Source organism: Catenibacterium sp. UBA627, assembly GCF_002299355.1.
Classification (GTDB): Bacteria; Bacillota_I; Bacilli_A; order Erysipelotrichales; family Coprobacillaceae; genus Catenibacterium; species Catenibacterium mitsuoka.
In genome coordinates this window covers 160-11,680 of record NZ_DBPF01000028.1, presented here as the reverse complement: position 1 = coordinate 11,680, position 11,521 = coordinate 160, and the positions used below count along the sequence as shown (strand labels likewise).

The window sequence follows — 11,521 nt, the reverse complement described above, 5'->3', positions numbered from 1 at the left end:
TTCGACTCCGGCATGTGGCTCCATTGAAATCAACTAGGCTAAGGCCTAGTTTTTTTTGCATCTTATACAATCATTTCTACAACTTAATAGGATAAGATGTCCAAATATAATCTATTATGTTATCATTTTTTTGACGGAGGAAGACTATGAAAACAAGAATTGAATTGATATCTGAAGATCAAAATGAAGAAGTCGTCATTAAATGCTATCAGATAACAGATGAAATACAAAGTGTGATCTCTTTCATAGAAAATGAAAAAAGAATAATTGGATACAAAAGGGGAACTGCCTATCTATTGAATATCAATGATATATATTATTTTGAAATAGTTGATCAAAAAGCATTTCTCTATTGTAAAAAAGAAATATATGAATCAAAGATGAAACTTTATGAATTTGAACAAGAAACAGAAGGTACATCATTCTTTCGTGCTTCTAAGTCACTTGTTATTAATGCAGATAAGATTGATTCTATCAAACCTTCCTTATCAGGAAGATTTGAAGTTGTACTAAAAAACAAAGAGAAACTCATAGTATCTAGACAATATGTACGTGTACTTAAACACATGATTGGATTATAAGGAGAAGAAAAATGGATAAAAATGAAATGATACATACAATAACTATTCAATATTTTGTGATTTATACATTATCAATGTTTGCGACAATCTTGTTTTGTCATATAGATCAGCCTCAAATAAAAATGCTTCCTGTATCTTATTTAGGAGAGGTGGCAGTCTTTTCTTTTCTTGCCTGCCTTCCTACGACTATCTATTATTCTAAGTCTCAAAATGTATTAGTGAAGACTATTCTTCATACAACACTCTTAGAAATCATTCTTTTAATTGCTGGATATCAAATTGGTATGTATGAGGATGTCTTAGGAGGATTACTTTTCTTTTTCATAATACTTGTAGTAGATATTTTAGTCAGACTATTTAATTATTTAAATGATTGGCACCTTGCAAATGAAATGAATAAAGCTCTTAAGAGTAGAAAAGGGTGAACGTATGAACAGTATTGAAATTAAACATCTTACTAAAAGCTTTGGTGATATTAAAGCGGTAGATGACTTAAGCTTTAGTGTAGAAAAGGGGACTTTCTTCTCTTTTTTAGGTACCAATGGTGCTGGCAAAAGTACGACTATTTCTATGATATGTGGTGAACTTACAAGTGATACAGGAGAAATATACATTGAAGGCAAAGATACTAAAACACATATGAATGAAGTCAGAACTACTATAGGTGTTGTTTATCAAACTTCTGCATTAGATGATGTGCTCACAGTTTATGATAATCTAAAGTATCGTGCTGCTTTGTATGGTATTACAGGGAATTCTTTTAAGAAGAAACTAGAAGAACTCTCTATATTATTAGATTTCAAAGACTTTTTAAAGAAACCTTTAAATAAGCTATCAGGAGGACAAAGAAGACGTATAGATATAGCTCGTGCTCTTATTCATGAACCAGAACTTCTTATCTTAGATGAACCAACAACTGGTTTAGATCCTCAAACAAGAAAAACATTATGGAAAGTTATTGATAATTTAAGAAAAGAAAAACATATGACTGTATTTCTTACGACTCATTATATGGAAGAAGCAGCTGAAGCAGATCAAGTTGTTATTATTGATCATGGCCGTCAAATAGCTTCTGGAACACCACATGAATTAAAACAGAAATATGCTTATGATTATTTAAATATCTATCATGTAAAAGAAGAGGACATCAAGTCTTTAGGACATCCATATAGATATAATAAGGATCATTACACAATCCGTATTAATCATCCGGGTGTTGTGAAAGAAATGATTCTTCAAAAACCAGAAATGTTTAATGACTTTGAGCTAGTAAAAGGAAGAATGGATGATGTCTTCTTAAATGTAACAGGAAATAAACTCCCAGGAGGTGAACAATCATGAAACAACTTTATCATCTCACATTAAGACATACAGTATTATTTTTTAAGGATAAAGGACGTTTCTTAACAGCTTTAATTACACCTATTGTACTCATTGTTCTCTATATGACTTTTTTAGGTACTATCTATCATGATTCACTAGATAGTATAGTGAAATACTTTAATGTATCTCAAAATACTATTGATGCTTTTGTGAATGGTTATCTCTTTTCTTCATTACTTGCGGTGAGTTGTGTCACAGTATCATTCTGTTCAAATATGATTATGGTACAAGATAAAGCAGATCATAAAATAAAGGACTTACTCATAGCACCTGTCAGTAAAACAACATTAGCTCTTAGTTATTTTATTTCTACTTTACTTATCACTATGATTATTAATATAACTGCTTTACTTGCATGTTTTATTGTATTAGGTACAAGTTACTTTGTCTTACCAGTAAAGGATATATTATATTGTTTGCTAGATATCTTTTTACTTACTTTGTTTGGTGCATCTTTATCATCTATTATTAATTATTTCCTAACAACACAAGGCCAGATTTCAGCTGTTAGTAGTGTAGTGAGTGCAGGATATGGTTTCTTATGTGGTGCTTATATGCCTATTTCTCAATTTACACCTGCAGTACGTACATTTATTAAGTTCTTACCAGGAACATATGGCACATCGCTTATTCGTAATCATTTATTAAAAAGTTTATTTCTAAAACTAGGTACAAAAGTTCCTGTCAATGTAATGAATGAAATCCATCAAAATTTTGATATATCATTCAAGCTTATGGGACATACTGTAACACAAAGTATGATGTATCTGATTATGATTGGCACATGCTTTCTGCTTAGCTTAATTTACATATTCTTAAATCAATCAAAAATAAATATGTAAATTCTATGTATTTTTAATCCAAGGATTGAAAAATATGAGAAATAGTTTAAGATGTTTTTGTGGAGGGTTTTTAGTAGTGCCATGAAAATCTTAAAGAAATTGATTATTATTGTTGCATTGGTGATTTGTTACGTATTTTCCAATGCAGTCAGTATTTATATATATAGTTTTAAAGATGATGCAAGAAATGCTGATGTTGCGATTGTATTAGGTGCATCTACATATAATGGGCATCCATCACCTGTTTATCAGGAAAGAATTAATCATGCTGTTGATTTATATAATAAGCATCTTGTAAAGAAAATCATTATGACAGGAGGATATGGAAAAGGAAATCCTGTGAGTGATGCTTATAATGCTAAGCTTTATGCAGTCGGTCAAGGTGTACCAGAAGATGATGTTCTTACAGAAGATCAATCTACAGTCACATTAGAGAATCTGATTAATGCGAAAAAGATTATGGATGTATATAATTATCAGACGGCATTAATTGTAAGTGATCCGTTACATATGAAAAGAGCTATGCTTCAAGCAAAAGATGCTGGGATTAAAGCATATACCTCTCCTACACATTCTTCTCGTTTTCGTACAAGAGATACGAAGTTTAAATTTCTTAAACGTGAAGTAATCAATTATATTGGTTATAAATGGTATCGTCTCTTTAAATCCTTTATCAAGTTGTGATAGAATAGAAATAGAAGGGTGAAGGGAGTTGTTAGTATGTTTATGATTAATACAGGATGTATATGCTGTGCAATTCTTGCATTGACATTTTTGTTTTATTATATAGTTTGTTCATGTCTTAAGGGATTAGGGGTTTATTGTATTAGTGCATTTAAGGATGTACCTCGTGAAGAAAGCCGTTATTATGATAAGAGAAGAATTAGCCGTGCTCAAAGAAGAGCATTTAAGAAATGGTTCATTATATTAAGCGTAGGTGCCATACTTTCTTATTTTATTAGTCAGTATTTTGCCTATATTGCGATTGGACTATGGGCACTTATATTCTTTAAAGATATCTTTGTGAAAAAAGAGAACTTATTCAGAAACTATCGTATCTAATGGCCTATCAGGCCATTATTTTTTTTAGAGGTTATTATGGAAAAAATATTACTTGTACTTATATGCATCCTAGGTATTGTAATGATGGTTAAAGGGCTGATTGCTCGTTTTAAATATCGTCTAAAGGCGACACGCTGTTCCTTGCAGGCTCCAGGAAAAATCATAGATATCAAACAGGATGAACTTTATCTCTATATCATGACAATTCAATATTATGCAGAAGGTAAGTTTATAGAAAGAAAACCTTGTATCACTTATTTTCAGATGAAATATTTTAAAAATAATAAACGTGTTACAGTGGACTATGATCCTAACTCTCCTGATACGTTTATCATTGAAGAAGAACTATTTCCTATACGATTCACTAATTTTCTTATATTTAGTGGTTTTGTATTGGTGTGTTGTGCTGCATTGTTTATCATTTGAGGTCAATTATGAAGAAAATAATAATACTTCTTGGTGTACTTTTAACAGCTTGTACACGATCTTCAATAACTAAAAATAAAAAATATATTAACTCAGAAGGAACGACATTAGAAACACGTATTCTTGTACCAAAAGGATATCAAAGAGAACAAAGTGATTTTGCTCATTTCTTACAGACATATCCGTTAAAGGAAAATGGTAGTCCTGTTCATTTATATAATGGAAAGAAGAAATTTAATCAAAATTCACAGATTGCTGTCTTTAAGCTTCCACTAGAAAATGAAAACCTCCAGCAATGTGCAGACTCAGTTATGAGAGTCTATGCAGAATATTACTGGAACACCAAACAATACGATAAGATTCAGTTTCATTTAAGCGATGGATTTTTATTGTCTTATAATAAGTGGAGAGAAGGCAATCGCGTTGTTATTAAGAATGATCATGCCAGTTATGTAAAAAGTGCTTCCTATGATGATTCTTATGAATGCTTTAAAAAATACTTGCGTATTGTATTTGCCTATTCAGGAAGTGCGAGCATGATGAGTGAATCAACACCAATCAAATTAAATGAAATAAGAGCAGGAGATGTATTTTTGAAAGGTGGTTCACCAGGACATGTCGTTATGATTGTAGATGTTTGTACAAATAAAGAAGGTAAGAAGGCTTTATTACTTGCACAAGGCTATATGCCTGCTCAGGAATTTCATTTATTAAAGAATCCATCACATGATGATCCTTGGTATTATGAAGACGAAGTCAAATACCCATTTGAAACACCTGATTATACATTTAAGGAAGGTAGTTTAAGAAGATTATGTTATTGATGAATTTGTTTAGTGGTCACAGAATAGATCCATTACATATCAAGGAAGATGATATTTATCTAGAGGATATCGCTCATGCATTAAGTCTTATATGTCGAGGGAATGGTCATATTAAATATTTCTACTCTGTGGCTCAGCATTCTCTCAACTGCGCGAAAGAAGCACAAAGCAGAGGCTATAGTAAACATGTTGTTTTATCATGTTTATTTCATGATGCAAGTGAAGCTTATATGAGTGATCTCATCACTCCTATAAAAAAACAGATGAAAGAATACCAGATAATAGAAGACCAGCTACTGGAAACAATATTTCAAGCTTTTCATATTAAATTGAAGAATGATGAAAAAACAATCTGGAAAGAAATGGATCATCTATTACTTGAAGCAGAATTAAAAGAGATGATGCCTCTAGAAGAAAATAGAGCTTCTGTTACATTGATGAGTACACCTGATTTAAAGGAATATTATTATCGTGATATAGAAGAAGAGTTCAAGGTTTATGCACTACAATTATTGGAGGATTTATAATGAAGATATTTGTTACCTATACATTTAGAAATAAAGAAGAGAGAGATGCCTTTTATCAAACTATTAGAGACAATCATATTCAGGAATTATCATTAGTGGATGAAGGATGCCTCAAATATTCTTATACACCTATAGATGATACTGTTCTTTATTTACAAGAAGACTGGGTATCTGAAGAATTACAATTAAAACATTTGAAGCAGCCTCATATGGATATCTTGAAACAATTAAAGAAGCAATATTCGTGTCAAACAACAGTACGTCATGGAACTGCTTATTTAGAAACTGAACGTTTAATATTAAGAGAATTTAAAATAGAAGATGCAGCTGATATGTACCATCATTGGGCCAATGATGAAAAGGTCACTCGTTATTTGACTTGGCTACCTCATCAAAGTATAGAAGATACAAAGCAGTTACTTGCTTTCTGGATTAAGTTATATGAAAAGGGTGACTCATATAACTGGGGAATTGTAGTAAAGGAAAAGAGTATACTCATTGGAAGTATTTCTGTCACAAAGATTGATCAAAAAACAAACACAGTAGAAATCGGCTATTGTATTGGGCAGGCTTATTGGGGTCAGGGATATGTTGCAGAAGCGCTTAAAGAAGTTATTTCTTACTTATTTAAGGAAGGCTATGATCTTGTACGTGCAAGACATGATAAAAATAATCCTCATTCAGGTAGAGTGATGCAAAAAGCAGGTATGAAATATGAGGGAACCTTTAGAAAATATGGAAAAAATAATCAGGGAGTGGTAGATGATGTTGTATATTCTATTCTTCCCGAAGAATTATAATAGGAGATCTTATGGAAGTTAGAGAAATATGCTTGGCACATGTCAAAGAGATATCACAATTGTTTAATGAAATATTCTCCAGGGAACCATGGAATGATGAATGGAATGAAGAGGACCTATCTGTTTATATGCATGATCTAGTAGGTAATCGCTTATCTCTTTCTATTGGTTTATATGATGGAGATAGACTAATTGGAATTGCGTTAGGTCGTATCAAACATTGGTATAATGGAAGAGAATTCTGGATTGATGAATTTGGAATTATGACGGATGAGCAATCTAAAGGATTCGGCTCACAGTTTATGGATTTAGTTGTTGATTATACGAAAAAAAGAGGAATAGACCGTATTATGTTGATTACGGAAAGAGAATTTCCTGCTTATTACTTTTATCAGAAAAATGGCTTCAAAGAACAATCATCGCAGGTCGTATTCATGAAAGAATATTAAAGAAATAGGTGTGTACTTTTGTGTACGCACTTTTTTGTCTTAAAAAATGTATAGTTTAATATTTTGATGACAAAATACACCCTATAAATTCCATATAATTACTATCATTTGCAAAATGAAAGCGCTATAATAGGAATGGTTAAAATGTATTGTAAGGAGATTGATAATATGAAACTATTAGAACCAATTAAAGTAGGTCCAATCACATTGAAAAACCGTATCATGTTCCCACCAATGACAACTGGCTATGAAGAACGTGATGGTTCAATTTCTAAACAGAGCTTCAACTTCTATAAACGTATTGCAGAAGGTGGCGTATCTTATATCGTACTTGGAGACGTCGCACCAGTAAATACTGTTTCTCCAACACCAAAATTATTTAAGGATGAACAGATTCCGGCTTATAAAGAATTAGCGGATGCATTACATGAATTTGATTGTAAATTAGGTATTCAGATTTTCCATCCGGAATATGATGTTCAGGCTCTAGCTGAAATGTTTAAGAAAGGTGATATGCAGGCTGCTCGTGCTAAATTACATCATGATATGCTTCATTTCACTGATGAAGTGACACCAGAAGCATTAAATACAATTCTTAAACAGATGGGTGAATGCGTAAGACGTGCTTATGAAGCAGGTGTAGATGTAGTAGAAGTTCATGGAGACCGTTTAGTAGGTGCTTTATGTTCTACAGTATTAAATCATCGTACAGATGAATACGGAGGAAGCTTCGAAAATAGAACACGTTTTGCATTACAGGTTGTTGAAAGCATTAAAGAACATGCCCCTCATATCTGTATTGATTATAAACTTCCAATCATTACTGATAACCCATTAAGAGGTAAAGGTGGATTAAAGATTGATGAAGCTGTTGAACTTGCTAAAAAACTTGAAGAAGCAGGCGTTAATATGATCCATGTTGGACAGGCTAACCATACAGGTAACTTGAATGATACTATTCCAGCAATGGGGACTCAGCCATATTGCTTCATGCAGTCATATACTAAGAGAGTTAAAGATGCTGTAAGTATTCCAGTATCTGCGGTAGGACGTATTGTTACTCCACAGAATGGTGAAGCCTTAATCGAAAATGGTATATGTGATATCGTAGGTTATGGACGTTCATTATTAGCTGATCCTGATTATGTTAAAAAGATTGAAGATGGACAGCCATGCAGAATTCGTTTATGTATGATGTGCAATAAGGGATGTACAGACTCTATCCAGAACAGAAAGTTCTTAAGCTGTGTCCTTAACGCAGAAAATGGTTATGAATATGAAAGAACAATTACACCTGCTGATACTAAGAAGAAGGTTGTTATTGTGGGTGCAGGACCTGCAGGTTTAGAAGCTGCTAGAGTTGCTGCAGTGAAGGGTCATGACGTTATTGTTTATGACAAGGATACTAAAGTAGGCGGACAGTTAAACATTGCTTCTGTACCACCTAGAAAAGAAGAAATGAATCGTGCTATTCATTATCTCGCAAATGAAGTAAAAGTATTAGGCGTTGATTTACGTTTAGGTAAAGCTGTTACTTGCGAAGATATCTTAGCTGATCAGCCTGATGAAGTTATTGTTGCAACAGGTGCTTCTAATTTCATCTTAAATATCCCAGGCAAGGATATGCCTCATGTACAGGATGCTTGGAAGGTACTTTCTAATGAACAGTTCCCAGCAGGAAGAATCGTTGTAATCGGTGGTGGACTTGTAGGTGCTGAAACAGCTGAATACCTTGCACTTAGAGGTAATGATGTCAGTATCGTTGAAATGATGGATACTATCGCAAAAGAAGAATCAACTACAATTCGTCCAGAAATGATGGCTGATTTTGAAAAGCATGGTGTTAAACAGTTCACTAATACTAAGGTAACAGAAATCACTGCAACTACAGTAGAAGCAGAAACTGCAGAAGGTAAAGTTTCTCTTCCATGCGATTATGTAGTATTTGCAGTAGGTGCTCGATCTAATGCATTTGACACAGCTGCATTAGAAGAAAAGAACATCCATGTGCAAACAATTGGTGATGCAAATAAGGTTGCAGACATCAATTCAGCTATTGAATCTGGTTATCTTGCAGCAAACGCATTATAAGAAGCTTAAGACAGGCTGTGCCTGTCTTTTTTGTGTTATAATAGGTTTCTCAAGGAGGTGAGACTATGGCATATGTTCCAACATATCTAGCGATAGATATTAAATCATTTTATGCATCTGTAGAATGTCTTGAAAGAGGACTCGATCCACTAGATACTAATCTTGTTGTTGCAGATGCTTCACGTACAGAAAAAACAATATGCCTTGCCGTCTCTCCAAGTTTAAAAGCCTATGGTCTTCCTGGACGTGCAAGATTATTTGAAGTGATTTCTAAACTAAAAGAACTCAATCATCAAAGAGAACCACTTGATGGAAGTTCTTTTCTTTCATCAAATCTTAATAAGAATAAACATAAAGCCATAGATTATATTATTGCGAAACCTCGTATGTCTCTCTATCTAGAATATTCAACACGCATTTATTCTATATATTTAAAGTATTTCTCTCCTGATGATATTCATGTCTATTCTATTGATGAAGTCTTTATTGATGCAACACATTATCTTGATACATATGAGTTAGATGCCTTTCATCTTGTTCAAAATATTATTCATGATATATACAAAGAGGTAGGTATTACTGTGACTGCAGGCATAGGAACGAATCTCTATCTTGCAAAGGTGGCTATGGATATTGTCGCTAAACATAAAGAACCAGATGAAAAAGGAGCACGTATTGCGTACTTAAACACATATGCCTATAGAAAACTATTATGGTCTCATACACCTTTGACTGATTTCTGGAGAGTAGGTAAAGGTATCTCTAAGAAACTCAATAATATCGGGTTATATACAATGGGAGATATCGCAAGATGCTCATTAGAAGATGAAGAAAAACTATACAATCTATTTGGAGTCAATGCAGAACTGCTTATTGATCATGCCTGGGGCTGGGAACCTTGTACCATGTCTGCCATTAAAGCCTATAAAGCAATTTCTAAAAGTATAGGAACAGGGCAGGTATTATCATGTGCTTATGATTATAAGCAAACTGAAATCATTTTAAAGGAAATGATTGAATCCTTGAGTTTAGATTTATTTGAAAAGCATCTAGTGACTAATAAACTTGTTCTTACAATTGGCTATGATATTGAGAATATGAAGGATTATCGTGGAGAAATCATGGAAGATCGTTATGGAAGGAAACTTCCAAAGCATCTTCATGGAACAATTAATCTAGATAGATACACATCTTCTTATAAGCTCATGTGCGATGCCTTATTACGTTTCTATCACTTACATATAAATCATACACTTACAATAAGAAGAATTCAGCTCAATGCAACGCAGGTAAGAAGTGATGACGATATTCCTATGACCTATAAACAGCTTTCTTTGTTTGATGAAGAAAAGATAGAAGTGGATTTATCTAAAGAAAAGAAACTGCAGGGTGTGACACTTGATATTAAGAAGAAGTATGGCAAGAACGCCTTACTTAAAGGGGCCGACCTTCAGGAAGGTGCCACAACTAGAGAAAGAAATAAGATGATAGGAGGACATAAAGCATGAATTATGACGATATAATTAATATGAAACATCCTACTTCAACAAATCATCCAAGAATGTCCATGAATAATAGAGCGGCTCAGTTTGCACCTTTTGCGGCTTTTAAAACACATGTAGATAAAATAAGTGAAGCAGGAAGACTTACTACTCAAAAACGTGTATTAGATGAAGATCAAAGACAAGTATTAAATAGAATACTTAACAATCTACTTATTAATAAAAAAGAACATCCTTCTATCACGATAGATTATTTTCTAGAAGATGAGCATAAAGAGGGCGGATCTTATGTAACGGTAAGAGGGCAGTTTAAAGATATTGATGAAATCAATAAAAGAGTGCTACTACTAGATAAAACAACCATTCTCATCGAAGATATTTATCATATAAGTATACTAAAGGATTAAGACTGATTCATTTCAGTCTTTTTAAATGTTTAGCACTCAAATATTGACAATGCTAAAAAAGGTGTGTATACTGTCTTTAGCATTTAAAATACTAGAGTGCTAAAGGAGGAGAATATAAGTAACTAAATATATTGACCGTTGTGATTGAATGCATTCAAAACCCCCTCAAAGGAGAATGTAAAAATGAACACAACAAATATCACAAATTATGAACTAAAGGATTTTGTTGAATTTTTAGGCGTAATTGTCAAGATATTATAATGTTGAGATAGAGAAGGAACTTTAAAGGCAAACCGAACCCAAACTAATAGGCATTATTATACTTATAATCAGTATTTACTAAATCAAGTTGCATTTTTAAAATGCTTTTGTAATGTAAAAGAAATATTTGAATACCCACAAACCACAGGCTAGTGAAAAAAATATTTTATTAACGCCGATTAATAGGCGCTCATGAAGCTGAACTTGATGCATGGATTTTTCATTTGTACTATAATTAGGTTAGAAATCAGATGAAGAACTTATGCAGGATATTGTTTCAATACTTCATGTGTTCTCCTGCAGATTGCATTGGGTTTTGTAAGTATAAAAAAACTGATAGAAAGGGATGAGGAAATTGCTGAAGAG

Annotated in this window: 14 protein-coding genes and 1 pseudogene; all 15 read left to right on the top strand. The window is 32.9% G+C overall.

All coding sequences use genetic code 11. From position 1 onward, the window contains the following. Nucleotides 1–146: 146 nt before the first annotated feature. Nucleotides 147–581, top strand: coding sequence for a LytTR family DNA-binding domain-containing protein (locus tag B2S90_RS01790; RefSeq protein ID WP_055289979.1), 435 nt, complete (start codon nucleotides 147–149; stop codon nucleotides 579–581). An 11-nt stretch (nucleotides 582–592) separates the two neighbouring features. Beyond that, nucleotides 593–1,006: a DUF3021 family protein gene (locus B2S90_RS01785; RefSeq protein WP_055289977.1), complete on the top strand. Its 414-nt coding sequence runs from the start codon at nucleotides 593–595 to the stop codon at nucleotides 1,004–1,006. Between the two features lie 4 nt (nucleotides 1,007–1,010). Beyond that, the gene (locus B2S90_RS01780) at nucleotides 1,011–1,922 is read left to right on the top strand and encodes an ABC transporter ATP-binding protein (protein WP_286696465.1); all 912 of its coding nucleotides are present in this window, start codon (nucleotides 1,011–1,013) and stop codon (nucleotides 1,920–1,922) included. Beyond that, a complete protein-coding gene (locus B2S90_RS01775) occupies nucleotides 1,919–2,806 on the top strand; it encodes an ABC transporter permease (RefSeq protein WP_147556446.1) in 888 nt (295 codons plus the stop codon). Before B2S90_RS01780 ends, B2S90_RS01775 begins: the two co-directional genes overlap by 4 nt. A gap of 81 nt (nucleotides 2,807–2,887) precedes the next feature. Next, a complete protein-coding gene (locus tag B2S90_RS01770; RefSeq protein WP_238703652.1) occupies nucleotides 2,888–3,490 on the top strand; it encodes a YdcF family protein in 603 nt (200 codons plus the stop codon). A 36-nt stretch (nucleotides 3,491–3,526) separates the two neighbouring features. Beyond that, complete coding sequence (locus B2S90_RS01765) at nucleotides 3,527–3,868, top strand: DUF3784 domain-containing protein (RefSeq protein WP_050772171.1); 342 nt, start codon at nucleotides 3,527–3,529, stop codon at nucleotides 3,866–3,868. Nucleotides 3,869–3,904: 36 nt separating this feature from the next. Then, nucleotides 3,905–4,294, top strand: a complete 390-nt coding sequence (locus B2S90_RS01760) for a DUF3592 domain-containing protein (RefSeq protein WP_055233786.1) — start codon at nucleotides 3,905–3,907, stop codon at nucleotides 4,292–4,294. 8 nt (nucleotides 4,295–4,302) lie between these two features. Then, nucleotides 4,303–5,118, top strand: a complete 816-nt coding sequence (locus tag B2S90_RS01755) for a DUF4846 domain-containing protein (protein ID WP_055233787.1) — start codon at nucleotides 4,303–4,305, stop codon at nucleotides 5,116–5,118. Next, a complete protein-coding gene (locus tag B2S90_RS01750) occupies nucleotides 5,109–5,645 on the top strand; it encodes an HD domain-containing protein (protein WP_055288702.1) in 537 nt (178 codons plus the stop codon). The genes B2S90_RS01755 and B2S90_RS01750 overlap by 10 nt, the downstream gene beginning before the upstream one ends. Beyond that, nucleotides 5,645–6,445 (top strand): GNAT family N-acetyltransferase, encoded by an 801-nt coding sequence (locus B2S90_RS01745; RefSeq protein WP_238703651.1) that lies wholly within the window; start codon nucleotides 5,645–5,647, stop codon nucleotides 6,443–6,445. The genes B2S90_RS01750 and B2S90_RS01745 overlap by 1 nt, the downstream gene beginning before the upstream one ends. Before the next feature lie 11 nt (nucleotides 6,446–6,456). Beyond that, entirely contained in the window at nucleotides 6,457–6,894 is a 438-nt protein-coding gene (locus B2S90_RS01740; RefSeq protein ID WP_286696464.1) for a GNAT family N-acetyltransferase, read from the top strand. Nucleotides 6,895–7,062: 168 nt separating this feature from the next. Beyond that, nucleotides 7,063–8,985 carry a bilirubin reductase, long form gene (gene bilR, locus B2S90_RS01735; protein ID WP_279147632.1) on the top strand — a complete coding sequence of 641 codons (1,923 nt, stop codon included), beginning with the start codon at nucleotides 7,063–7,065 and terminating at the stop codon, nucleotides 8,983–8,985. A gap of 65 nt (nucleotides 8,986–9,050) precedes the next feature. Next, the gene (locus B2S90_RS01730) at nucleotides 9,051–10,493 is read left to right on the top strand and encodes a DNA methylase (protein WP_286696463.1); all 1,443 of its coding nucleotides are present in this window, start codon (nucleotides 9,051–9,053) and stop codon (nucleotides 10,491–10,493) included. Continuing rightward, nucleotides 10,490–10,894 (top strand): hypothetical protein, encoded by a 405-nt coding sequence (locus tag B2S90_RS01725; protein ID WP_286696462.1) that lies wholly within the window; start codon nucleotides 10,490–10,492, stop codon nucleotides 10,892–10,894. The genes B2S90_RS01730 and B2S90_RS01725 overlap by 4 nt, the downstream gene beginning before the upstream one ends. A gap of 183 nt (nucleotides 10,895–11,077) precedes the next feature. Next, nucleotides 11,078–11,281: pseudogene (locus B2S90_RS10975) on the top strand (IS607 family transposase); the annotation flags it as partial. Nucleotides 11,282–11,521 lie beyond the last annotated feature (240 nt).

What these genes read in the sequence shown, in the direction of transcription:
- B2S90_RS01790 (WP_055289979.1), top strand. Translation starts at nt 147, where the DNA reads ATGAAAACAAGAATTGAATTGATATCTGAAGATCAAAATGAAGAAGTC.
- B2S90_RS01785 (WP_055289977.1), top strand. Translation starts at nt 593, where the DNA reads ATGGATAAAAATGAAATGATACATACAATAACTATTCAATATTTTGTG.
- B2S90_RS01780 (WP_286696465.1), top strand. Translation starts at nt 1,011, where the DNA reads ATGAACAGTATTGAAATTAAACATCTTACTAAAAGCTTTGGTGATATT.
- B2S90_RS01775 (WP_147556446.1), top strand. Translation starts at nt 1,919, where the DNA reads ATGAAACAACTTTATCATCTCACATTAAGACATACAGTATTATTTTTT.
- B2S90_RS01770 (WP_238703652.1), top strand. Translation starts at nt 2,888, where the DNA reads ATGAAAATCTTAAAGAAATTGATTATTATTGTTGCATTGGTGATTTGT.
- B2S90_RS01765 (WP_050772171.1), top strand. Translation starts at nt 3,527, where the DNA reads ATGTTTATGATTAATACAGGATGTATATGCTGTGCAATTCTTGCATTG.
- B2S90_RS01760 (WP_055233786.1), top strand. Translation starts at nt 3,905, where the DNA reads ATGGAAAAAATATTACTTGTACTTATATGCATCCTAGGTATTGTAATG.
- B2S90_RS01755 (WP_055233787.1), top strand. Translation starts at nt 4,303, where the DNA reads ATGAAGAAAATAATAATACTTCTTGGTGTACTTTTAACAGCTTGTACA.
- B2S90_RS01750 (WP_055288702.1), top strand. Translation starts at nt 5,109, where the DNA reads ATGTTATTGATGAATTTGTTTAGTGGTCACAGAATAGATCCATTACAT.
- B2S90_RS01745 (WP_238703651.1), top strand. Translation starts at nt 5,645, where the DNA reads ATGAAGATATTTGTTACCTATACATTTAGAAATAAAGAAGAGAGAGAT.
- B2S90_RS01740 (WP_286696464.1), top strand. Translation starts at nt 6,457, where the DNA reads ATGGAAGTTAGAGAAATATGCTTGGCACATGTCAAAGAGATATCACAA.
- bilR (WP_279147632.1), top strand. Translation starts at nt 7,063, where the DNA reads ATGAAACTATTAGAACCAATTAAAGTAGGTCCAATCACATTGAAAAAC.
- B2S90_RS01730 (WP_286696463.1), top strand. Translation starts at nt 9,051, where the DNA reads ATGGCATATGTTCCAACATATCTAGCGATAGATATTAAATCATTTTAT.
- B2S90_RS01725 (WP_286696462.1), top strand. Translation starts at nt 10,490, where the DNA reads ATGAATTATGACGATATAATTAATATGAAACATCCTACTTCAACAAAT.